Raw genomic sequence first — 23,832 nt, forward strand, 5'->3', positions numbered from 1 at the left:
AGAAGTGGAGGACCGACTAGAATACTGCACCATCCCTTTTACACCTACTATTTTATCATATCCAATTATAGTAAACAATCTTTTGTAACTAGGACTGGCGGTTTCCGAAAATGTCTAATAGTTCTAATAATATAGGCTGTTCTATTTTTGATTCTTCGTATTTGTTTCTAGCTTCATTCATGTACGATTCCTTCATTCTAATCGCTTCATTTAATCCTAAAATTTGAGGATAAGTACTCTTGTTTTTAGCCTCATCACTACCAACAGGCTTACCAATAACTGCCATATCTCCACTAACATCTAGAATATCATCTTGAATTTGGAAAACTAACCCTAAATATTTCCCAAAATCATCAAGTGATTCTATTTGAGGTGGTGTTGCACCACCTAAGTAAGCACCAATTTTGATGGCAGCTCTTATTAAGGCACCAGTTTTCAACTGATGAATTTCATTCAATTCATGTTCATTTAAATGTTTATTTTCAGCTTTTAAATCAAGATGTTGGCCAGCAATCATTCCTTCAAATCCTGAAGCTTGGCTGAATTGTTTTAATGTATAAACCTTTTCCTCCGCTTCTAAAAAGCTTGAAGTTGATACGACTTGAAACGCATAAGTTAATAATCCGTCACCTACTAATATAGCTGTAGCTTCATCGAACTTCTTATGAATGGTCTCTCGACCTCTTCGAAAATCATCATCATCCATCGCTGGTAAATCGTCATGGATTAAAGAATATGTATGAATCATTTCTAATGCTAAGGCAGGATGTACGATTTTTTCAGGTTCATGATGAAAAGCTTCATACGTAGCCATCATTAAAATCGGTCTTAACCGTTTTCCACCTGCTTCCATCGAATATAAAATCGCTTCCATGAAGGATGACGGGATATTTAGTTGTTTTAATTCCACTAACATACGATTGTTTAATTCAGATTGCTTATGTTCAATATATTGATCAATCACGATTTGATTCTTCCTCCAAATGATAAGATTCAGTTTCGCCGGAATCTTTCATAATCTCGGTTATTTCTTCTTCAACTGATTGCAATTTGTTATGACAAAAATTTGATAATTTCATACCTTCTTTGTAGTACTCAATGGCTTTTTCTAGAGGGACATCGCCTTCTTCAAGCTTATCAACAATGCCTTCTAACTTTTGCATTGCCTGTTCAAAGGTCAATTCCTGTTCTTGATTTACATCAGACATGTTTATCCTCCTCTTGTTCCTCTATTCCCCAAACTTGACAATCTAATTGTCCATCTTTTAAAGAGATTTTGATGGCATCCCCTGGTTGTACCTGTTGAGTCGACTTAATAATCTGATTCCCTTTATATGATATAGAATAACCCCTTTTCATCGTCTCTAAAGGATTTAATATAGATAGTTTATTTAATTGGTTTTGAAATTGATTTTGTCGTTGATTGACTTCTTGTTTTAACGCTTGCTTTAACCTTGAGTTTTTATAAGCTAATTCTTGTTGCTGTTGTTGTACTAAGACGTGCGGGTTATAGCTATTAAAACGCTTTTCGGTATAGCTTAAGTTAATACGTTTATTCATCATAAAACGTTTAATATTTTTATTTAGATTATTAACATGTCGATCAAGGTCTTGCTCTTTTTGTCTCGTAAGTTGTATAGGGTATTTAAAAGCATAAGCCTGAGTTAATGAATAAAGTTTATCTTTATGATTCTTGATTCTATGTTGAATAATTTGGTCGAGGCGGTGAGACTCAGCTAAAAGCTGTTTTTTTAAATCTAATATTGAAGGAACAGCTAATTCAGCTGCTGCAGTAGGGGTTGGTGCTCGCAAATCAGCGACAAAGTCACTAATTGTAAAATCTGTCTCGTGCCCAACCGCTGAGATCACGGGTATATTTGAGTTAGCAATGGCTCTAGCTACCATTTCTTCATTAAAAGCCCACAACTCTTCAATAGAGCCTCCACCTCGTCCAACTATAATCGTATCGACATCATGAAAACTATTTGCTTGTTCGATTGCATTCACAATTGAAGGAGCAGCTTGTTTCCCTTGAACTGACACTGGAATAATAGTGCGTCGTACAGTAGGATAACGACGTTTTAATGTCGTAATGATATCACGAACAGCTGCTCCTGTTGGTGATGTAATAATAGCTATACGACTTGGGAATTTAGGGATTGGCTTTTTACTTTCCGTATTAAATAATCCTTCAATCTCTAATTTTTTCTTCAATTCCTCATAAGCTAAAAACAAGGCCCCAATTCCATCAGGTTGCATATTTTGAACATATATCTGATATTGACCTTGAGGTTCATATACTGATAAATCGCCTCGCACCAGAACTTTCATACCATTTTCGGGGCGGAATTTTAACTGACGATTTTGAGAGGCGAACATCACAGCAGAAATACGTGCGTTTTCATCTTTTAGTGTAAAATACATATGCCCTCTAGAATGGTGGTTGAAGTTTGAGATTTCAGCTTGTAACCAAAGGTTTTTCAAATGTGAATCGGTATCAAACTTCCGTTTAATATAACGGGTTAAGGCTGTAACCGTTAAATACTGTTTCTCCACTAGAAAAACTCCTTATTGTTTGAAGTGACTGGCAACCTTAATGGTATTATGTAGTAACATGGTAATGGTCATTGGACCGACTCCTTTAGGAACTGGAGTAATTCGCTCGACTTTTTCTTTTACTGCTTCAAAGTCCACATCCCCTATAACTCCACCATGTTCCAAGAACGTATTTCCTACATCTACGATTGTTGCCCCAACTTTTACATCAGCTGCTTGAATGGTATTGGCTTTTCCTGTTGCAACAATTAGTATATCAGCTTGTTTCGTTATATCAGAAAGGTTTTCTGTTTTCGAATGACAATATGTAACCGTGGCATCTTGATTTAGAAGTAACTGTCCAATTGGCTTACCAACAATGTTACTTCTACCAACTACAACTGCGTGCTTTCCTTTAGTTTCAACCCTATAAAATTCTAATAATTTCATAATACCCAACGGAGTACAAGGAATCAGGGCATCTTGCCCGATTTGCATTCTTCCAATATTGATTGGATGAAAGCCATCTACGTCTTTATTAGGATTGATAAACTCTAATACACGATCTTCGTTAATATGATTAGGCAACGGTAATTGAACTAAAATACCGTGGACATTTGTATCCTTATTTAACTTCTCTATTTGATACAGTAATTCCTCTTCACTGATATCTTCTTCAAGTTCTATGACTTGTGAGACAATCCCTACTTTTTCACAAGCCTTCTGTTTCATTCTAACGTACGTTTTCGATGCCGGGTTATGTCCAATAATTAGAACCGTTAATTTGGGATGAACACTACTCTGTTTTAAAGCTTCGACCTCGGCTTTTATTTCTTCACGGATTTGATTCGCTAAAAGATTACCATACATGATGGTTGCCGACATCATCATCACCTGCTTTTACATAAATTTAGACAATACTCCATTAATAAATTTACCAGACTTTTCTTCATTGAATCGTTTCGCAAGCTCGACTGCTTCATTTACTGATACTTCTTTCGGGACACTATCTTCATAAAGCATTTCGTATACAGCAATTCTTAAAACCGTTTTTTCGACTGTTGCGATCCGATTGAAAGACCAATGTTCTAATTTATCTGAGATCTCTTGGTCAATTTCACTTAAATGACTCATCACACCATTAATTAATTTCTTACTATATCCGTTCAAATCTTCTTGTAACGATTCAGTCATATTTTGATAAGAGACATTTTTATTAATATCTATTTGATACAAGGCTTGAACAGCCCTCTCTCTAGCTTGTCTACGTTCTTCCATGCTACTTCTCCTTTTTAGTGCCTTATTAAAATATCCTTTATTATCCTACCACGTCCAATACTAGTTTACCACGATTTTTATGAGAAGATAAAAGAAGACCTGTTAGGGCATCATCCCCCAACAAGTCATCTGTTTTTAAGCTTTATGATCTTTTTCTAGATCTTCCTGTTTATCTTCGATTTGAACACCGACGACATGAACGTTAATTTCTAAAATTTCAAGAGCCGTCATATTTTTTAACGTAGACCGGATACTATCTTGGATTTTTTGAGCAACGGTTGGAATCGATACCCCGTAATCCAATACAGTAAAGACATCGATTACAATTCCATTCTCGGACAGGTCCACTCTTACACCTTTACCATGCTTCTTTTTACCAAAACGCTCTGTGACGTTAGATGCCAAATTACCACGCATGTTAGCGACACCTGAAACCTCATTAGCAGCAATTCCAGCAATGACTTCAATGACTTCTGGAGCAATTTCAACTTTACCTAATTGGTCATCACTTACATTCAAGAGTTGCTTATCTTCCATTTACTTCACCTCTTTTGCCGATTCTTCCGATAATACATCATACTCTTCTAAGAATTTGGTGTTAAAATCTCCATCCACAAACACTGGATGGTTCATCATACGTTTATGGAAAGAAATGGTCGAATGTATGCCATCGATCACAAATTCATCAAGAGATCGATCCATTCTTCTTATTGCCTCATCTCTAGTATTACCATAAGTAATCAACTTTGCAATCATTGAATCGTAATAAGGTGGGATGTTCCAGCCTGAATATGCAGCAGAATCAACTCTTACACCAAAACCTCCAGGTGGTAAATACATTTCAACCTTCCCAGCTGAAGGCATAAAGTTACGGAACGGATTTTCAGCATTGATTCGACATTCAATTGCCCAACCTTCAAATTTTATATCTTCTTGTTTGAAAGTTAATTTTTCTCCATTTGCAACCTTGATTTGTTCTTTTATTAAATCAACTCCCGTAACCATTTCAGTAACAGGGTGTTCTACTTGAATGCGTGTGTTCATTTCCATAAAGTAGAAATTACCTTGTTTACGGTCGTAAATAAATTCAATCGTACCAGCACCGACATAATCAACAGCTTCTGCAGCCTTAACTGCCGCTTGACCCATTTGCTGGCGAGTTTTTTCATCAATAGCTGGAGATGGAGTTTCTTCTATTAGTTTTTGAAGGCGACGTTGAACCGTACAATCACGTTCACCTAAATGGACTGTATTACCGTGTTGATCGGCTAGAACTTGAATTTCAACATGTCGGAAATCCTCAATAAATTTCTCTAAATAAACACCCGGATTACCAAAAGCTGTTTCCGCTTCATTTTGTGTTAATCGAATTCCTTTAACAAGTTCTTCTTCATCTCTTGCTACACGAATCCCTTTACCACCACCACCGGCAGTAGCTTTGATAATAACTGGGTATCCGATTTCTTCAGCAACTTTTTTTCCTTCTTCAACATCTTTAATAATTCCGTCTGAGCCTGGGACAATTGGAACATTTGCCTGTCGCATTGTCTCACGTGCAACGTCTTTAGTTCCCATTTTTGAAATTGAGTCAGCACTAGGACCGATAAAGGTCACATTGCAAGCCTCACACATTTCGGCGAAATCAGCATTTTCAGATAAGAATCCATAACCAGGATGAATGGCATCTGAGTCTGTTAATTTGGCTAGACTCATAATATTCGTTTTATTTAAGTAACTGTCTTTGCTCAACGTAGGTCCAACACAATAAGCTTCATCAGCCAATTGTGCATGTAAGGAATCTTTATCAGCTTCTGAGTAGATTGCAACCGTTTCGATTCCTAACTCTTTGCATGCACGTATAACTCTTACTGCAATTTCCCCTCTGTTAGCAATTAATACTTTTTGAATCACGGACAATCCCCTCCTTTACTTCTTCTTCACTCTGAACAATGGTTGTCCGTATTCGACAAGTTCACCGTTATCAACTAGCACTTCTACAATCTCACCTTTTACTTCTGCTTCAATTTCGTTAAATAATTTCATGGCTTCTACAATACATACAACCGTATTGGACTCAACTGAAGCGCCTACTTGGACATACGGATCATCATCTGGTGAAGGGGATGCATAGAAAGTTCCGACCATAGGGGAAACGATTTCATGATCATAGTCCACTTTAGATGTTGGTTGTTCTTCTTTAGGTTCAGTTTTCACTTCTTCTTTAGGTTCGGCTTTCTCTTCAACCGTATTCACTGGTGCAGTTTGCTGTGGTGCTTCTTGAACTGGCTGTGTGTTTACCGGTTTACTGACCGTTACAACTTCACCATTTTCTTTTTTTAATGTTATCTTGGTACCATTAGATTCATAAGTAAAATCGGAAATCGATGATTCATCAATAAGTTTAATTAATTCACGAACTTCTTGTACTTTTAGCATAATATTGGCACTCCTTTTACTTTTAATAACAGGTACTAATAATTCCTACTAAATATTGTACGATAAATAACTAATTAACTTCAACTTATCTTTTGTTTTTTTAAACAAAGCTTTAAAAATAATCAATAATAAATCCCATACCTTTACGATATGGGACTTCAAGGAATTATTTTTAGACGTCATCTTCTTGTAAGCTTACTCTGACATCCATAATACCAAATTCGTCTCTTGCCATTTGCATGATCTGATTAGCTTCAGTCTTAGAAAGTTCGTCCGCTATAACTGTAATAGTTACAACATCTTCCTCTTTTTGAACCAATACATCACGGTAATCCTTTTCATACTGAATCGTGTTTTCTAACTTAGATTCTTTTTGAGCTGCAGTTTCAATTTCATGTATTTTTTCCATTGCTTCATTCTTTTCTTCTGCAGATGAGTCAGAAGACGCTAATACTGATTCCCATTGTTCTTTTAATTCACTGCGAGTATCTTCCTTTTCCAAACGAGTCGTCGCAAATAACTCGTCCACAGTCATACCAGATACATCAAGTTCGCTTCCTTCTGATTCAGCCCCTTCTCCTTCAGTGCCTTCTTCTTCTCCCTCAGTACCTTTTTCTTCATCAGTACCTTCTTCATCATTTTGGTTTTCTTCATCTAAAGGTAATTCGCCTTGAGTCTCTTCAGTCTCTTCATTTTGATTTTCTTCATCATCAGCCGGTCCAACCACTTCAACATCATTTGGAGAAGTCATATAAAAGACGCTTAATACAATAAGTAAACTTAACATTGTAATTAACCATACAGTTTGTTTTTTTAATACCATTCATTATTCCTCCCTATCTTTTGGCAATACTGAAATTCTATGAGTTGAAACATCAAGTAACCTTGATACAGCTTCAACCACGTTTTGCTTCTTCTGTACGTTATCAACCCCCTCCGCAATGACTAGGACACCTCGAACGGACGGATATTTTTGTTGAATTAGTAATGGTTCTTCAGAGTTGTTCTTTCTGACGATGACTGTTTGATGTTCGACGGTTTCATCCTCGACTTCTCGAGTTCCACCATTTTGATCAGTTTCACTAGTCCGTTGGTGACCCGTTATCGTGTTTTTTTCATAAACTTTAGTTGATGATGCTTCCAATTGGAGCATAACTTGTACATTTGAAACGCCTTGTAAATTTTCTAAGGCGGTTGTTAACTCTTCTTGCATTTGATTCCTTAACTCACTAGCGACATCATCTTCAGAATTTGATTGATTCTCTTCATTTTTATCTAAGAAAACTTCCTCCTCATCAACACTAGGAGGTTGCTCTTGTTGAGAATTACCCGAAAATATATTTGATACGATTAAAAACAATAAACCGACTAAACCAATGAGTATAATATAGGATCGTTTTGTAGGCTGATTACTATCATCCTTCATCTTAAAAATCTTCTTTAAACTCTGAAACATCCTTACTCTCCTTCCCAAACAAGTTGAATTTGATTTTCTGCAACGTTTAACTTAGTAGCAATCATTTTTTTGATTGAAGCTTCATCTTCGTGATTTTGCTGTCTGTTTTTTGATGGTATAGAAACGATTTCAACTTCTTCTATCTGGTTGTCCATTTCTTCTTCAAGATGAAATGTCAGCATCTCAATGTCGTCAGCACTAATATTTTCAGATTCGATAGATTCATCAACTTGAAGATCTACAGATTTTAATGAAACGTTATACTCCTCTTTAAGGTCCTGCTCTACTAATTGATTTATTTCTAGTTGTAACTGTTCTAATATATATGCATGTTGTGAGTCTTGTATTTCACTTTTTTTAGAATTTATTTCATCTTCTAAATCACTTCCTAGCATTTCTTCCATTGAAACCTCCCATGATTCCACGTACTGATTAGGATTAATGTTAAAAAGTTCAGTTATTGGATGCAGAAATAATAGAAAAATAACTAAGCCAAAGACTAATTTAATGACCTTGTCGTGTTTCGTAGACGGAACTAGAAGTGATATAAAAGTTGCTATAAATATAAAAAATACAATTTGTGAGATCCATTCAGTTATAAAAGACATGGCTGATCACCTCTTATCGAACCATTAAGGTTAAGTTACCAACAATAATCAACATCACTAATGCAAAGAAAAACATTAATGAAACGGCCAATAATGCTGCTAATATATATAAAATGTGCTTTCCCATTGTTTCAATAGCCTCAATAATTGGACCATCTGCTACCGGCTGTAATAATGCTGCAGATAACTTGAAAATTAATCCTAAAACTAATACTTTCAATACTGGGAATAATGTAATGATTAATATTAATACGACGCCTGCTATTCCGATAGAATTTTTTAATAATACAGAAGCTGATAAGACGGTATCAGTAGCATCCGTAAACATCCTCCCTATAACTGGAATGAAATTACTCGTTACAAATTTGGCTGCTCTAATTGCGATTCCATCAGTAACTGCTGCGTTAACTCCCTGAAGCGACATAATCGAAACAAAGAGCATAAGAAAGGCTCCTAGTACAATAAAAGCGATTTGCCTAATGAGGTTTGCTAATTTTGTTACGTTATATTCGTTATTAATGGTGCTGGCAATATTTAAAATGGCGGATAAAAAGAAAAGCGGTAGCACGACTTTACTAATTAAAATCCCACTCACTTGTACAAATACGAGAATAATAGGTTGAAAAAATGCAACCGAAGCTACATTTCCAAAAGCCGCCATTAAACTTAACATTAAAGGTAATAATGCAATCATGAAGTTCCCCATAGCATCTACGGCATTTGTTGCATATTCAACAGCATGATAAAAACTAGTGACAGCTATGGTTAATAACACACCAAAAATAACTAAATAACTGACTTTAGATACAGTCTCGTTTTCGAAAGAACCAATTAATAGTTTTAAAAAAACGCTTAATAGCGTTAAAAAAATCAGCATCCCCAGTAACTTTCCATTAACAATCCATTCATTGACGAAGAAGCTCAAAATACCTGAAAGCCAATATTTCAAAGTAAATACTGATCCATCTTGTACAGAGTCTAACCAGTGATCTTGAGAAGAAAATGGTAAATACTCGCGGTAATTGGCTAAGATCTGTTGCCACTGTGCTTGCATTTCTTCACTCTCGGCCCATTCCGTTGGTACCTCAAATAATTGATTGCGCTCCGTTGCTTGTATCATGACATCCATTTGAGAAACTATTAAAATAGCAACAGTACAGGCCAATACAATCTTCTTCATAGGACGATCCCTTCTTCATTAACTCGGAATAAAATGCATTAATGTCTCAAGTACTGCAATAAAAATTGGTAGAGCGAACAATATAATGAATATTTTTCCGACTAATTCAACTTTAATAGCAATTGCTTCTAAGTCCGCGTCCTTTAATAACTGAGCCGTAAATTCTGTTATATAAGCAATTCCGATTACTTTAAAAATCGTATCTAGGTGAAGAAGCGACACATTAAAACGTGAAACTATTTGTTGAATCACATCAAATAATTGTGAAACTTTATCCAAAATAAATATAAAAACAATAACTCCAGTAATGACGATCAACAAAAAGCCTATTGTTTCATGTTTTTCACGCACTAGAACAATTAACATCGCCGCTACAATCACAACGGTTAATATCTGAAGTATTTGCATTACATAAATAAACCTCTAATAATGGTTTGTAATAGGAATACAGATTTAATCTGTTGAAAAAGTCTTGATAGATGATCGACTACTATGACGAGAACAATTACAAACCCAATTAAGGTAGCCCATTGAGCTATGTCTTCTTTCCCCATTTGTTTTAAAATGGTGTGGATCATAGCGACTACAATTCCTATCCCAGCTACTTGAAATAATAAATATACATCGGTCATCTATCTGAACCTCCCATTTTTTAAATGAAAATCAACGTTAACAATAGACCAAATAATACTCCTAGCGCGCGAAACATATTAGAAAAACGCTTCTCTTCTTCTGATGCGTCAGTTAATTCTCTTTGAAGGTGAACTTTGGCAAGTTGAATTTGTTTTTGTTGTTGCTCTAAATTATGAACTCCTAGAGTTTGTCCAAATTGTATAAAGATCTCTTTTTCACGCTCTTTCATAGCTGTATGATCCCATTTTTTAAGAAATGTCTGTTCCCATAAGTTTTGTAGTGAATCATTACTTTTTACTAGCTGTTCTGCTATGTCGTAAAAGATATAACTTAATGGTGCTGTTAATTGTTTTGATATTTTATAAAGTACCTCGTGTATGGGCTCTTGCCCATACACCATTTCAGCCTCCATAATTTGAAGTGCATGTAGTAACTCGCGAATCTGTTTCGGTCTTTTCGCGTAATTTCTAGCGATATCGATTCCGACCCACGTGCACGTGAACAGTATCAGAATAGCTCCGATCCACTTCATTGCGATTTCCCCTTAAGCTTTTGGTTAATATTTCAAAGTCTTTTTTATACACACCCTCGACTTGGCCTGGTTCTCCTTGATGATTAAGCAGAATATATCGTTCAAAAACTTTGTCTTGAAAAAGTGGCTGTAAAGAAGGTCGTTTTCTAATTTCATCTAATGAATAACCATGGATACTGCAAATAACCTGAACCCCAGCTAATACAGCTTCTTTAATACTTCTCACATCCCGATCATCACCTATTTCATCTACGACTAGTACCTCTGGTGACATAGATCGAATCATCATCATCATTCCTTCTGCTTTAGGACAATCTGCCATAATATCTGTTCTCATCCCTACATCATGCTGTGGTATACCTTGAAATGGAGCGGCTATTTCAGAACGTTCATCAATTAAAGAAACACGGTGGCCATTGTTTCCGTAAAGTCCATCGCTAATGGAACGAACCATATCTCTAAGCAAGGTTGTTTTACCACTTTTGGGAGCTCCGATGATAACGGTGTTACAGATTTTATTTGTGTTTGGATCGTAAATGTTTGGCATAATATGTTTAGCAGACCCTTTATGTTCTTTAGCTACTCGTATATTAAATGACGAAATATGAGTAATCGCTTGAACTTGTCCATTAGACAACGAAACTTTTCCTGCAATCCCGATTCGATGCCCGCCACGAATGGTAATATATCCATTTCTAAATTCTTCTTCCATTCGATAAACGGAGTGCTGGCTTATTTTTCCTAAAAACTCTTTCGCATCTTGCTCATTAAAAATATACCGATCGTTAAACTCTGTTTTATGGTGAAAAACAAACTCTATCGGCTTATGAATTCTTAGTCTAATTTCTTCAAGCTGATCCTTGTGGCGAGGATTTAACTGTAAAAGCATATGTTCAATTGCAGCAGGTAGCATATCTAATATTTCTTTCATCATCATCCTCCTATTAGATATCACTATTCTATGAACGCTATCTTTCGATTATGAAAAGAGTTTAGTAAATCTATTAAATTTATAATTAAGATTAAAATACACAAAAAAAGAAGCACCTTAGAAAGGTACTTCTTTATAATCAACTTTATTCTCATTTAGTTAAGCACGTGATACGTATTTACCGTCTGATGTACTTACCACTAATACATCACCTTCATTAACAAAGAAAGGAACTTGAACAGTATAACCTGTTTCTAATTTAGCTGGTTTTGTACCACCACTTGCCGTGTCACCTTTTACACCTGGCTCAGTTTCGATTACTTCTAATTCCACATTGTTTGGAAGTTCAATACCTAACGTATCTCCTTCATACATTAAAACCGTTACTTCGGTATTTTCTTTCATGAAATTCAATTCATTTTCAATTGTTTTAGTAGGAATTTCAATTTGTTCAAACGTCTCAGTATCCATGAATGCATGATTATTACCGTCAGCATATAGATACTGCATTTTACGACGCTCTAAGTGAGCTTTATTTACTTTTTCACCAGCTCTGAACGTTTTCTCTTGAATGTTTCCGTTTTCTAAGTTTCTTAATTTAGATCGTACAAATGCTGCACCTTTACCCGGTTTAACGTGTTGGAATTCAATAACTTGCCATATGGAATTATCTAATTCAATTGTTAATCCCGTTTTAAAATCATTAACAGAAATCATTGTTTTGCCTCCTCGAAGGTTATAAAGTAATTAATTCCTTAGGTGAGAATGTTAAGGTTTCATTTCCGTCTTCAGTAATAACGGTATCGTCCTCAATACGACATCCGCCAACATTTGGCACATAAATACCCGGTTCAATTGTAACAACCATTCCTGGCTTTAGAACAGTGTTAGAACGATAAGATAATCCTGGGCCTTCATGAACATCCATTCCTAGACCATGCCCAGTTGAATGACCAAAATATTCACCGTAACCTTTCTCTTTAATGTAATCTCGTGTTAGAGCATCAGCTTCAATACCTGTCATTCCAGCCTTTGTATGCTCCATTCCACGTTTTTGTGCTTCCAATACAACATCATATATTTCTTTTAGCTTTTCGTCAATTTCACCGACTGCAACTGTTCGAGTAATATCAGAGCAATAGCCTTGATATAGAGCCCCGAAATCTAATGTTACCAATTCACCAGATTGAATTTCTTTATCAGATGCGACCCCATGAGGTAATGCTGATCGATATCCAGATGCAACGATAATATCAAATGAAGATGAGGTAGCCCCTTGACGACGCATAAAGAATTCTAATTCATTTGAGATGTCAATTTCTTTAACCCCAGGTTTTATGTAAGACTGAATATGTTCAAATGCATCATCTGCAATTTCAGCCGCTTTCTTCAGAATACTAATTTCTTCTTCAGACTTAATAAGTCGAAGCTCTTCTACTAGTCCTGATTCAGGTATGAATTCTGCTTCAAGTTCGCTACGGTAAGTATCGAATATAGAATACGTCATAGTATCCTTTTCAAAGCCTATTTTATTTACATTAAGTTCTTTTACTTGTTTTGCAACTTCTTCATGGATTGGTCCCTTGTGCTCGATAATGTCATAACCTTGAATCTGTTCATTAGCTTGAACAGTGTATCGAAAATCGGTAATGAATAAAGCTTTATTCAATGTAACTAATACGACACCCGCTGTCCCTGTAAATCCAGTTAAATAACGTCTATTTTTTCCGTTTGTAACTAAAAATCCATCTAAGTTTTTCTCTTCCATTTTCTTTCTTAATTGACTTAACTTACCTGACATATGAATCCTCTCCCTTGTTTATATATTATTTAAAAGTTTTAACATGGCAAATGCAGCGATTAAATATCCTTCAGTCCCAAAGCCAGTAATCTGTCCTGCTGCAACAGGTGTGATATATGAGTGTGACCGAAATGCCTCACGGTTATGTATATTAGAAATATGCACTTCAATAACAGGTGGATTAATGGCTTCCACCGCATCACGAAGTGCAATACTAGTATGCGTATAGGCACCAGGATTAAAAATAACACCGGCGAATTTTTCGTTAGCATGATGCAGCTGATCAATTAATTCACCTTCATGATTAGATTGAAACGTACTGACTTCAATATCGTGTCTCTTAAAAAACTCAATCAGTTCTAGTTCTACATCATTTAATGTGCGATTGCCATAAACAGACTGGTCTCTTTGACCAAGTAAATTTAAATTAGGTCCATTCAACAAAAGTACTCGGCACATATATATTCCCCTTAAATATTCTGTCTTTTTAATAGTCTATCATAATTAAGCCTCTTTTTGGGGATGATTCGCTACAATTCGACGGTCATGATGTTCGTATGAAATAGTATAGCCTACGAAAACTCCATATAGCACGAATTGACAAATCGTTGTAACGATTGTATCACTAGATAAGTCATAAAATGTTGGAACATAGTAAAACATCGGATTCATGATGATAAATACTAACACCCAAAGTCCGATTCCAAACATAATCCCAGGCATAACGCCATGTAAATTTTTCATCAATAAATAATAAACAAGAGCTGGCAAAACTCCAAGAACCGTGATAATGGCTAAGCTGATTAGTTCTCCCGTTATTCCTTCTGTCCAACTACCTGAGAAAAAGGATCTTAAAATAAAGGACCCGTGTGATACTTCTGAAAAAGAGAAGAAATAAGCGATAGAGCTAATAATTCCCCAAATAAATGCACCTGCTGCTCCACAAAACAGACTTTTTAAAAATACAGATCGTTTACTCTCTTCTTGATTTTGTTTACTTGCCAATGTTCATCACCTCTCAAAGATAGTTTGTACGAATCAAAATGAATCATACTTAATTAATATCATGTACGTTGGACGCAAATTTTAGTAAAATATACATAGAATACCGTATATTAGTTGACTCACATGGCAAGATAATAATAAATTAAAAGATTACGGTTTGAAAGGAGTCTGTCATGAGTCAGAACGCAAAATATTTCGTTTATGGAATTATTGGTTTAGCTGCTTTAGGACTTTTTTATAATTTGATTGTCAACCCTGTTAGTTTTTTTAAGTCTATATTTATGATGCTAGGTTTCGCTCTAGTAATTGGGATTGTGCTTTATTACTTTTTGATCGGTCGACATAGAACCGGACAAAATGCTAATTACCGCAAAGCGCTAAAACAATCCAGGAAAAAATATGGTAGAAATACTGTACCATTTTCCAAACCTAATGGGGCTAGTAAAATCCAAAGAACTAACAGAAAAGCAACACATTTAACCGTTATAAAAGGGAATAAAAAATAGCTGAATCTCAAAATAGATTCAGCTAAAATTAATTTTAGGAGACCAAGTTTGAAAAAATGTGTTCGCTGACTCTTCCCCTAAGTGATATAAATAATCTTTATCTTTTTGTTTTAAATCAAAATCTGTCGCCTTAATATCCTCATCTATCGGGATAAACATAATATTTTTAGCTTCACTATTTGATATATGCCTAGAGTCATGTGCTTGGATCATCGTGGATACAATAGCAGGTAACATGTCAAAGGCATTATTGATTGGTTGGTCAGGCACAGGAGATTCTTCTGCACTTAATTTAATCCCAAGTGTCGGCCTAGGTTGAGCTAGCTTTTTTTGTTTGAAAATCCAATATGGAAAGTTACTAAGGGTTCCTCCGTCAATAAACATGTTTTGTTTGCTCCCAGGACCAATAATTTTAATGGGGCGGAAAAAATAAGGAATGCTGATGCTTATTCTGACAGCTTTAGAAACAGGAAATGTTTCAGGTTTTATACCATAGACTGGCTCTAAATCATCTGGAAATACCGCAATACGTCCATTCGTAATATCTGCACCTATTATATAGAGAGATTGATCAACATCTGAAAACGTCCTTATCCCTTTCGCTCTTAGAAGATCATCAATCCATTTCTCAATATATTTCCCTTGATACAATCCTAAACTAAAATATAACCATAACCATTTTATAATAGGGACTTTCTTAGCAACTGGATGAGGATCTAAAAATTTTTCTGTATTGACAGTATCTATAATTTTCTTAATCTCCTGGTGTCGGTATCCCGCAGCTATTAACGCAGCTATTAACGCTCCTGCTGAAGCTCCTGCTACCCTTTCAAACTTTATCCCAAGCCTGTCGCATTCTGCTAAGGCCCCTAAAAACGCAAAAGCTTTAATACCCCCTCCAGAAAAAACACCATCCACTTTCATAAGATCCCTCCGTCCATCAATACGCATATCATCCTATGAACAAGAAATAAAAATTAGAACACGATGTTTTTTCTCATGATTGACTTAAATAGTAAAAAGAGCCTGGCAATAGCCAGACTCAAAATTTATCTTACAAACCACATTTTAATTGTGCTCCACAGTTAGTACATGTGTTGCATCCACCAACGTCTTCTACACTTCCTTTTCGGCAGACAGGGCACGTATCACCAATTTCCGAACCAATATTCACATTCGTTTTATCAAGTTCTTGAACAGTTTCCATTAATACGACTTTCTTTTCCTCTTTTTCAAAAAGCTCTTGTTGTTCCGACCAGTCATTCTCCTCAGCTTTTAAAGTTAATACTTGAGTATCACGACTACCATCTACATAAACAGTACCACCTTTAGCTCCACCTTTATAAAGTCGACGGTAGACTTTCTCTACTTGATCGACACGGTAACCTTTAGGTGCATTAACGGTTTTCGAAATCGAACTATCTACCCAACGCTGTATGACACATTGAGTATCTGCATGTGCTTCTGGTGATAAATCCATAGCCGTTACAAACCAAGATGGTAACTCGTCTTTTGGTGCATTTGGGTTTTGGTTGTAATATTCTTCTACAATATCTGCTTTAACCTCAATAAATTTACCTAGTCGGCCACTTCGATAATAAGTGAACGAGAAATAAGGTTCAAGACCAGTAGAGACTCCTACCATTGTTCCAGTAGAACCAGTCGGGGCAACTGTTAATAAATGCGAGTTACGTATACCATGTTCTAAAATACCTTGTTTAATATCTTCAGGCATTTTTTGCATATAACCCGTACTAATGAACTTTTCACGTAGCATTTTTGTCTCTTGTTCTGTATTTCCAATTAAGAAAGGGAAACTGCCTTTCTCTTTGGCTAATTCTATTGATGTACGGTAAGCAGTTGTAGCAATCGTCTCAAAAATTTTATCGACTAGCTGATTACCTTCTTCAGACCCATACTCGGTCTCACAATAAATTAATAAGTCATGTAAGCCCATAACACCTAACCCAACACGGCGTTCGCCGAGAGCTTGTTCACGGTTTTCATCTAAGAAGTAAGGAGTCGCATCAATGACGTTATCTTGCATTCTGATGCCTACTTCCACTGTTCTTTTAAGTTTATCGAAATCAGGTTGCTTACGATCTTGATCTGCAATATTAGCTAAATTAACAGCTGCAAGATTACAAACAGAATACGGTGCTAATGGCTGTTCACCACATGGGTTTGTCGCAACAACCTTTTGGCCATAAGCCTTCGCATTTGTTTCTTTATTAGCATTATCAATAAAGAAAATTCCTGGTTCAGCTGAATATGTTGCACAAATGTTAATTAAATTCCAAAGCTCTTTCGCCTTGATTCGCTTATAAACTTTGATACTATAACCTAGATTTTCCCATTCGCGGACATCGCCAACTTCATGCCAATGTTCATTATAAGCTTTCATTTCTTCCTCATTATAACTTTCTACATTAGGGAAACGTAATTCATATTCTTCATCGTTTTCTACAGCTTCCATGAAATCATCTGTAATACATACTGAAATGTTAGCACCCGTTAAGAAATCAGGGTTATGAACACTGTAAGTACCACCATCTCTAAGTTTTGTTTCCGCTTCTCTAATATTTTCGTCAGAGAAACCACCTTGCCCAGGTATATGTTTATAATTAACTATCCCTTGATACATTTGTTCTTCTGTAGTAGTTAATGGTGTAAATTTAAGCTTGTCCTTTGCCAGCTGCTGAACCGTTTCATCTTCAATATTTTCAATTAAGTACCTTAAGATTCGAGGGTTTTGCATTTTAGAAATAATAAACTCAATAATATCAGGATGCCAATCGTTTAGCATGATCATTTGGGCACCTCTACGAGAACCCCCTTGCTCAACTAAGTGGGTCAACTTCGCAATATCATCTAACCAAGAAACTGAACCAGATGATTTACCATTAACCCCTCTCGCTAAGGTGTTACGAGGTCGCAAGGTCGAACCATTAGTACCAACGCCACCACCACGGGACATAATTTCCATTACTTGTTTTCTATGATCACTGATTCCCTCTCTGGAATCTTTAACAAATGGCATAACATAACAGTTAAAGTACGTAACGTCTGTATTGGAACCAGCTCCATATAACACTCTTCCAGCTGGAATAAAGTTTAACTGAGATAGCTCTTCATTAAACTTTTCAAACCATTCTTGACGCTTTTCTGATGTGCGTTCAACCTCTGCAAGACCAGTTGCATTCCGACGTGCAATTTGCTCATAATAAACCTCTAATGGCTTATCTATCACACTTATTGGACGTTCAATAATACCAGATTCCTGTTCATCTTCCTTCTCTAGTACATGGACATAATCTTCATCAATTTTTATTTTTGCCTTTTTAGTTTCATCATTAATTGATACAATAAATCCTGTACCTCTTGCAGGGAATTTAGGATCTTCTTTAATCGTTAAAACAACAAAATCGCCTGCTTTTAAAGTTTTCTTTTCAGTATCTTTAAAAGCGTAACGATCTAACATGACTAATCGAGATACGCCTTTATGCGTTGTGTTCATCTCGGAAGTGATGGGATGCACTTGTGGGAACTGTTTGATATCTTCATTTAAACGATCCACATCAATTTGATAATCCCGGGTCTTAACACCTTGCATGATGGTCACTCCTTCTTTCGACAAAATCTGCAATCCATAAGAATATAAGATTGCTTGTTGAGATAAAGATAACAGAACTCATATCATATTTCAATATATTGTATGAAGTTTTTAAAATTAACACAATATATTGTGCGGACTAGCATATTAATATTCTTTCGTCAACAGAGGTTTTTGTCGAAAATCAAAAAAGTGATTTCAACAAAGTCATAAGATCAACAAATTTTATCTTTGAATATTGCTGTCATCACTTATATAATGTAATAGAGAAAGAGAAGAGAGGGGATCAAAATGGATATTATTTTATCTATTTTAATCGTAATAGCTGTATTTATTTTAATCGGAGTCTTTCGTTATGTAAGAACGAATAAATTTTTAAAATCGTTAACTGAAGAACAGTTTATTGAAGGTTATCGAAAAGCTCAATTAATTGATGTGCGCGAACCAAATGAATTTGAACGTGGACATATTTTAGGAGCTCGAAATATTCCAATCTCTCAGTTAAAACAACGTTTACAGGAAATACGTCCTGATAAGCCTGTTTATCTTTATTGCCAAAGTGGACAACGCTCCTTACGTGCAGCTACTATGCTAAAGAAAAAAGGCTATCAAGATTTAAACCATCTTAAAGGTGGCTTCCGCAAGTGGACTGGGAAAGTTAAAGTGAAGAAAAAATCTTACTAAATGATTCCATACAATGGAATCATTTTTTATTCCAAAAACAAGAACACACGTTTGGTGTTTACTAAGATTTTGTGATATACTTTTCTAAGTTGAAAAGAAATGGGGGAATGAAATGAGGAGTGAGACAAAAAACATCATTAATGCTTTTAGTGATTATTCTTCTTGGTTAAATCAATTGCAAGATATTGACGATTCTTTATGGAGCAAGCCGATAGCCACAGGTAAATGGTCAGTGAGCGAAATTGTAGCTCATATTATAAAATGGGATCATCACCTTTTATCTGAAATAATTCCTTCTGTTCAAAAAGGAGACGGGATGGTGTTCCCTGAATACGATCCATTTAATAAAAAGGCATCTGATTACGCAAAATCTGGAGTTTCACAATCCCAACTTCTTGAAGAAGCCAAAAATAAAAGAAACCAGCTTATAAACAAGCTTAACGAGTTATCGAGGGAAACGTTATATAAACCCTTAACCGCTAACGGTATAACACATTGTCCACATACTGGGACACCCTATTCACTCATATATATTGTTAAAGAAATGATTGACCACGATCACCATCACCAAAAACAAATCATACATTTTCTTAAACAAAGTAATTAGGTAGATTAAATAAATAATTATAATCAAAAAAACCGCCCCAAAACTTATTGGGGCGGTTCTACATTTATTATTCTTCATCTTTATAATAACGAAGTACTGGTTTTCTAGCAGCTTGTGTCTCATCTAATCGACTTATGACTGTCGTATGAGGTGCTTCCTGAACAGTTTCAGGATCTTCTTTAGCTTCGTTTGAAATCTGAATCATCGCATCTATAAATTCATCTAATGTTTCTTTAGATTCAGTCTCAGTTGGTTCGACCATTAGAGCTTCCTCAACATTTAGTGGGAAGTAAATAGTAGGTGGATGATAACCAAAGTCTAATAATCGTTTGGCGATGTCTAACGTACGAACACCGAGTTTTTTCTGTTTTTTACCAGATAGTACAAACTCATGTTTACAATGTTGTTTAAACGGTAGTTCATACTCTTCTTCTAAACGACGCATCATGTAATTAGCATTCAACACGGCGTTTTCACTTACTTGCTTTAATCCATCTGGTCCCATTGAACGAATATACGTATAAGCTCTTACATTGATACCGAAGTTACCATAATAAGGCTTCACACGTCCAATTGAATGTGGACGGTCATGATCGAAGAAATACTGCTCACCATCAGTTGTTAATACTGGTTTTGGTAAATATTTGGCTAGCTCCTCCGTAACGCCTACTGGCCCAGAACCTGGTCCTCCACCACCGTGAGGTCCAGTAAATGTTTTATGAAGGTTTAAGTGAACAACATCAAATCCCATATCACCAGGTCTAGCGTAGCCCATAATAGCGTTTAAGTTGGCACCATCGTAGTATAGACGGCCACCTGCATCGTGTACAATTTTAGCCATTTCTAAAATATGTTCTTCAAACAAACCAAGAGTATTAGGGTTCGTTAACATTAAAGCTGCTGTATCGTCTCCTACCACACGTTTTAAATCTTCAAGATCGACAAGGCCACGATCATCTGATTTGACCGTTACCGCTTCAAAACCTGCCACAGTAGCTGAAGCTGGATTTGTACCGTGTGCAGAGTCAGGAACAATGACCTTCGTACGATTGAAATCACCGTTAGCTTCATGGAAAGCACGAATCATCATGAGTCCGGTCCATTCACCATGTGCTCCGGCAGCTGGTTGTAACGTTACTTCATGCATCCCTGTGATTTCAGCTAGCGTGGTTTGAAGATCATACATTAAGGCTAATGCACCTTGAACTGTCCTTTCATCTTGATAAGGATGAATTTGGCTTAATCCCGGAATACGTGCTACATCTTCATTAATTTTCGGATTGTATTTCATTGTACAAGATCCTAATGGATAAAAACCAGAATCTACACCATGATTACGCTTTGATAAAGCTGTGTAATGACGCATAATTTGAAGCTCACTGACTTCAGGTAAATCTGGAGCTTCAGAGCGTATATAGTCAGAGCTGAACTCTTGGTCTAAATCAACCTCAGGGACGTCAAGATCGGGCAAACTATACCCTACTCTTCCTTCTTTACTTAGTTCAAAAATAACAGGGAAGTCTTTATGATTAGCCATTAATATCACCCAATTCTTTTACAAATTGATCAATCTCTTCCTTCGTACGAATCTCCGTGACGGCTATAAGAAGGTGTTGATTCCACTCTTCATTCACCCTACCTAAATCAAAACCGCCAATGAAACCTTTGCTTATTAATTTCTGATTTAATTCCCTAACATCTTGATTAACTTTTATAACAAATTCATTGAAGAATGGCCCTTTATAGACTACTTCGAATCCTTCTTCTTCAAAAAGTTTTTTCGCATAACGTGCTTTTTTCATATTTAAGGTAGCCATTTCTTTTACGCCATGTTTACCTAGTGCTGACATTGCAACTGAAGAGGCTAATGCATTTAAAGCTTGGTTCGAACAAATATTAGAAGTCGCTTTATCACGGCGAATATGTTGTTCACGAGCTTGCAGTGTTAATACAAACCCTCGGCGCCCTTCTTCGTCTACTGTTTGACCAACTAAACGACCAGGGACTTTTCTCATTAATTTTTTAGTCGTGGCGAAATAACCACAATGAGGTCCCCCGTATTGTGCTGGAATCCCGAACACTTGCGCATCCCCTACTACAATATCCGCTCCGAAATCTCCTGGAGGAGTTAAATATCCTAATGCTAAAGGATTACTTGAAACAAGCATCATCGTTTTCTTCTGACTAGAAATTAATTCTTTCACCTCTTTTAAAGGCTCTACTTGACCTAAAAAGTTAGGGTATTGAATGACGACACTCGCTGTATCTTCATCTAATTCAGCTTTTAATTGGTCTAAATCCGTTAAGCCATCTTTTACATCAATTTCTACTATTTCAAGATCAGGTCCTTTAGCGTAAGTGTGAATTACTTCTAATGATTCAGGGTGAATAGCTTTCGAGACTAATACTTTTTTCTTTCTTGTTTGACCCGCTGATAGATTAACTGCCTCAGCCAAGGCAGTTCCACCATCATACATAGATGAATTAGAAACTTCCATTCCAGTTAATTCACTTATCATTGTTTGAAACTCAAAAATGGCCTGAAGTTCACCTTGAGAAATTTCAGGTTGATACGGAGTATAGGCTGTATAGAATTCAGATCTTGAAATTACATGGTCGACAATGGATGGAATGTAATGTTGGTATACACCTGCTCCTAAAAATGACGTATGACTTTGAAGATTAACATTTTGTTCAGCTAATTGAGTTAATTCTTTCTTAAGTTCATACTCATCCTTAGCTGGTTTTATATTTAGTTCTCCTTTAAAACGAACTTCTTGTGGAATATCCGCAAATAACTCTTCTGTTGAATTAACCCCAACCGTTTCAAGCATCGATTTTTTATCTTCTTTTGTCATTGGAATGTAGCGATGTTGCATTCAGATCACCCCTCTTTATTTTCTTTTATAAAATGGTGTTGGAATCACTTTGGCTTGTAGCGTTCTTTTTCTAACCTTCACTTCTAACAATTCACCTTCATTAGCTAAATCGGACCTTACTAAAGCTAGCCCAACATTTTTACCTAAAGTAGGAGATTGAGTTCCAGAGGTGACAAATCCAACTGGTTCTCTATCTTTTAATACTTCATAACCGTGGCGTGGAATCCCTTTATCAATCATTTCAATACCGACTAGTTTTCGTTTAGGACCATTCTCTTTTTGTTCGGCTAAAACTTCTTTACCGATAAATTCAGCATCTTTTTTAACTTTAACAGCAAAATTTAAACCAGCTTCAATCGGGGTAATATCTTTAGAGAGTTCTTGACCATATAAAGCTAAGTTTGCTTCAAAACGTAATGTATCTCTGGCACCTAATCCAACGGGAGTAATGTCAAACTCTTCCCCTGCTTCAAGAATTGCTTTCCAAAGGTCTAAACCACTTGCTTGATTTATGTAGATTTCAAAACCATCTTCACCTGTATAACCTGTACGAGAAACAATTGCTGGATGGTTAACTCTCTCTATTGAAACATCTTGTTTAAAACGGAAAAACTTAATATCACTCAGATTAACATTTGTTAACTTTTGTAGAATATCTTCTGCTCTAGGGCCTTGTAGTGCTAATTGAACGTATTCATCAGACACGTTTTTGACTTCAACTGAACCTTCAACATGTTGTTTGACCCATTCAAAATCTTTTTCTGTATTAGCTGCATTAACGACTAGTAAATATTTTTCTTCACCTAATTTATAAACGATTAAATCGTCAACCGTTCCTCCATCTTCATAGCACATCATCGTGTATTGAGCTTGGTTCACCGACACTTTTGCTAAGTCGTTTGTTAGTAATATTTGCAAGAATTGCTCACTATCTGGACCTTCTACTAAGATCTCGCCCATATGAGACACATCAAATAAACCTGCTTTTTCGCGAGTCGCATGATGTTCTTCTTTAATCCCTACAAATTGTACTGGCATCTCCCAGCCGCCAAAATCTACTGTTTTCGTGTTATAAGCTGGATAAATTGGTGTACGTTTTAAATCTCCCATTTTATGCATCCCTCCGTTTTTAAACATTAAAAAAGAGA

At 36.0% G+C, this 23,832-nt stretch carries 28 protein-coding genes; 3 read left to right on the plus strand and 25 right to left on the minus strand.

What is annotated here, in order from left to right:
* Window positions 1-88 precede the first annotated feature (88 nt).
* From BMY57_RS02125 to BMY57_RS02220, 20 genes are all read right to left on the minus strand, one after another.
* Complete coding sequence (locus BMY57_RS02125) at window positions 89-964, minus strand: polyprenyl synthetase family protein (protein ID WP_256205224.1); 876 nt, start codon at window positions 962-964, stop codon at window positions 89-91.
* Entirely contained in the window at window positions 957-1,208 is a 252-nt protein-coding gene (xseB, locus tag BMY57_RS02130) for an exodeoxyribonuclease VII small subunit (protein WP_091772362.1), read from the minus strand. The genes BMY57_RS02125 and xseB overlap by 8 nt, the downstream gene beginning before the upstream one ends.
* On the minus strand, window positions 1,201-2,556 hold the full coding sequence (xseA, locus tag BMY57_RS02135) for an exodeoxyribonuclease VII large subunit (protein WP_091772363.1): 1,356 nt from the start codon (window positions 2,554-2,556) through the stop codon (window positions 1,201-1,203). The genes xseB and xseA overlap by 8 nt, the downstream gene beginning before the upstream one ends.
* A 12-nt stretch (window positions 2,557-2,568) precedes the next feature.
* Window positions 2,569-3,420, minus strand: coding sequence for a bifunctional 5,10-methylenetetrahydrofolate dehydrogenase/5,10-methenyltetrahydrofolate cyclohydrolase (locus tag BMY57_RS02140; RefSeq protein WP_091772364.1), 852 nt, complete (start codon window positions 3,418-3,420; stop codon window positions 2,569-2,571).
* A gap of 15 nt (window positions 3,421-3,435) precedes the next feature.
* Window positions 3,436-3,813: a transcription antitermination factor NusB gene (gene nusB / locus BMY57_RS02145; RefSeq protein ID WP_091772365.1), complete on the minus strand. Its 378-nt coding sequence runs from the start codon at window positions 3,811-3,813 to the stop codon at window positions 3,436-3,438.
* A gap of 135 nt (window positions 3,814-3,948) precedes the next feature.
* Window positions 3,949-4,350, minus strand: a complete 402-nt coding sequence (locus BMY57_RS02150; protein WP_091772366.1) for an Asp23/Gls24 family envelope stress response protein — start codon at window positions 4,348-4,350, stop codon at window positions 3,949-3,951.
* Entirely contained in the window at window positions 4,351-5,724 is a 1,374-nt protein-coding gene (gene accC, locus BMY57_RS02155; RefSeq protein ID WP_091772367.1) for an acetyl-CoA carboxylase biotin carboxylase subunit, read from the minus strand.
* A gap of 15 nt (window positions 5,725-5,739) precedes the next feature.
* The gene (gene accB / locus BMY57_RS02160) at window positions 5,740-6,249 is read right to left on the minus strand and encodes an acetyl-CoA carboxylase biotin carboxyl carrier protein (RefSeq protein WP_091772368.1); all 510 of its coding nucleotides are present in this window, start codon (window positions 6,247-6,249) and stop codon (window positions 5,740-5,742) included.
* 172 nt (window positions 6,250-6,421) lie between these two features.
* Entirely contained in the window at window positions 6,422-7,072 is a 651-nt protein-coding gene (locus tag BMY57_RS02165; protein ID WP_091772369.1) for a SpoIIIAH-like family protein, read from the minus strand.
* Between the two features lie 3 nt (window positions 7,073-7,075).
* Window positions 7,076-7,705 carry a stage III sporulation protein AG gene (gene spoIIIAG / locus BMY57_RS02170; protein WP_091772370.1) on the minus strand — a complete coding sequence of 210 codons (630 nt, stop codon included), beginning with the start codon at window positions 7,703-7,705 and terminating at the stop codon, window positions 7,076-7,078.
* Between the two features lie 2 nt (window positions 7,706-7,707).
* Complete coding sequence (gene spoIIIAF / locus BMY57_RS02175; RefSeq protein ID WP_091772371.1) at window positions 7,708-8,313, minus strand: stage III sporulation protein AF; 606 nt, start codon at window positions 8,311-8,313, stop codon at window positions 7,708-7,710.
* Between the two features lie 13 nt (window positions 8,314-8,326).
* Window positions 8,327-9,493: a stage III sporulation protein AE gene (gene spoIIIAE, locus BMY57_RS02180; RefSeq protein WP_091772372.1), complete on the minus strand. Its 1,167-nt coding sequence runs from the start codon at window positions 9,491-9,493 to the stop codon at window positions 8,327-8,329.
* An 18-nt stretch (window positions 9,494-9,511) separates the two neighbouring features.
* On the minus strand, window positions 9,512-9,901 hold the full coding sequence (gene spoIIIAD, locus BMY57_RS02185; RefSeq protein WP_091772373.1) for a stage III sporulation protein AD: 390 nt from the start codon (window positions 9,899-9,901) through the stop codon (window positions 9,512-9,514).
* Window positions 9,901-10,125, minus strand: a complete 225-nt coding sequence (spoIIIAC, locus tag BMY57_RS02190) for a stage III sporulation protein AC (RefSeq protein ID WP_091772374.1) — start codon at window positions 10,123-10,125, stop codon at window positions 9,901-9,903. Before spoIIIAC ends, spoIIIAD begins: the two co-directional genes overlap by 1 nt.
* Before the next feature lie 20 nt (window positions 10,126-10,145).
* Window positions 10,146-10,658, minus strand: a complete 513-nt coding sequence (gene spoIIIAB / locus BMY57_RS02195) for a stage III sporulation protein SpoIIIAB (protein WP_091772375.1) — start codon at window positions 10,656-10,658, stop codon at window positions 10,146-10,148.
* The gene (gene spoIIIAA / locus BMY57_RS02200) at window positions 10,594-11,589 is read right to left on the minus strand and encodes a stage III sporulation protein AA (protein ID WP_091772376.1); all 996 of its coding nucleotides are present in this window, start codon (window positions 11,587-11,589) and stop codon (window positions 10,594-10,596) included. The genes spoIIIAB and spoIIIAA overlap by 65 nt, the downstream gene beginning before the upstream one ends.
* A 159-nt stretch (window positions 11,590-11,748) precedes the next feature.
* Window positions 11,749-12,306, minus strand: a complete 558-nt coding sequence (gene efp / locus BMY57_RS02205; RefSeq protein ID WP_091772377.1) for an elongation factor P — start codon at window positions 12,304-12,306, stop codon at window positions 11,749-11,751.
* Window positions 12,307-12,325: 19 nt separating this feature from the next.
* On the minus strand, window positions 12,326-13,390 hold the full coding sequence (locus tag BMY57_RS02210; RefSeq protein WP_091772378.1) for a M24 family metallopeptidase: 1,065 nt from the start codon (window positions 13,388-13,390) through the stop codon (window positions 12,326-12,328).
* Window positions 13,391-13,408: 18 nt separating this feature from the next.
* Window positions 13,409-13,849, minus strand: a complete 441-nt coding sequence (gene aroQ / locus BMY57_RS02215) for a type II 3-dehydroquinate dehydratase (RefSeq protein ID WP_091772379.1) — start codon at window positions 13,847-13,849, stop codon at window positions 13,409-13,411.
* 45 nt (window positions 13,850-13,894) lie between these two features.
* A complete protein-coding gene (locus BMY57_RS02220; protein ID WP_091772380.1) occupies window positions 13,895-14,395 on the minus strand; it encodes a YqhR family membrane protein in 501 nt (166 codons plus the stop codon).
* Window positions 14,396-14,568: 173 nt separating this feature from the next.
* Here BMY57_RS02220 and BMY57_RS02225 point away from each other — a divergent pair, with 173 nt between their 5' ends.
* A complete protein-coding gene (locus tag BMY57_RS02225) occupies window positions 14,569-14,901 on the plus strand; it encodes an SA1362 family protein (RefSeq protein ID WP_091772381.1) in 333 nt (110 codons plus the stop codon).
* Between the two features lie 18 nt (window positions 14,902-14,919).
* Here the strand turns inward: BMY57_RS02225 and BMY57_RS02230 are convergent, their stop codons facing one another.
* Together BMY57_RS02230 and BMY57_RS02235 are read right to left on the minus strand one after the other, a co-directional pair.
* Entirely contained in the window at window positions 14,920-15,825 is a 906-nt protein-coding gene (locus BMY57_RS02230; RefSeq protein ID WP_091772382.1) for a patatin-like phospholipase family protein, read from the minus strand.
* A 130-nt stretch (window positions 15,826-15,955) separates the two neighbouring features.
* Window positions 15,956-18,514, minus strand: coding sequence for a vitamin B12-dependent ribonucleotide reductase (locus tag BMY57_RS02235; protein ID WP_091772383.1), 2,559 nt, complete (start codon window positions 18,512-18,514; stop codon window positions 15,956-15,958).
* Between the two features lie 291 nt (window positions 18,515-18,805).
* Here BMY57_RS02235 and BMY57_RS02240 point away from each other — a divergent pair, with 291 nt between their 5' ends.
* Window positions 18,806-19,198, plus strand: a complete 393-nt coding sequence (locus BMY57_RS02240; protein WP_091772384.1) for a rhodanese-like domain-containing protein — start codon at window positions 18,806-18,808, stop codon at window positions 19,196-19,198.
* Window positions 19,199-19,310: 112 nt separating this feature from the next.
* Window positions 19,311-19,805 carry a DinB family protein gene (locus BMY57_RS02245; RefSeq protein ID WP_091772385.1) on the plus strand — a complete coding sequence of 165 codons (495 nt, stop codon included), beginning with the start codon at window positions 19,311-19,313 and terminating at the stop codon, window positions 19,803-19,805.
* A 67-nt stretch (window positions 19,806-19,872) separates the two neighbouring features.
* On the opposite strand, the gene gcvPB is transcribed toward BMY57_RS02245, so the two are convergent.
* From gcvPB to gcvT, 3 genes are read right to left on the minus strand one after another with little or no spacing between them, the layout of a single operon-like run.
* The gene (gene gcvPB / locus BMY57_RS02250; RefSeq protein ID WP_091772386.1) at window positions 19,873-21,342 is read right to left on the minus strand and encodes an aminomethyl-transferring glycine dehydrogenase subunit GcvPB; all 1,470 of its coding nucleotides are present in this window, start codon (window positions 21,340-21,342) and stop codon (window positions 19,873-19,875) included.
* Window positions 21,335-22,684 (minus strand): aminomethyl-transferring glycine dehydrogenase subunit GcvPA, encoded by a 1,350-nt coding sequence (gene gcvPA / locus BMY57_RS02255; RefSeq protein WP_091772387.1) that lies wholly within the window; start codon window positions 22,682-22,684, stop codon window positions 21,335-21,337. Before gcvPA ends, gcvPB begins: the two co-directional genes overlap by 8 nt.
* A 15-nt stretch (window positions 22,685-22,699) precedes the next feature.
* Window positions 22,700-23,794: a glycine cleavage system aminomethyltransferase GcvT gene (gene gcvT, locus BMY57_RS02260; protein ID WP_091772388.1), complete on the minus strand. Its 1,095-nt coding sequence runs from the start codon at window positions 23,792-23,794 to the stop codon at window positions 22,700-22,702.
* Between the last annotated feature and the right edge of the window lie 38 nt (window positions 23,795-23,832).

Origin of the sequence: Piscibacillus halophilus (genome assembly GCF_900110685.1) — a bacterium.
Lineage (GTDB): Bacteria > Bacillota > Bacilli > Bacillales > Alkalibacillaceae > Piscibacillus > Piscibacillus halophilus.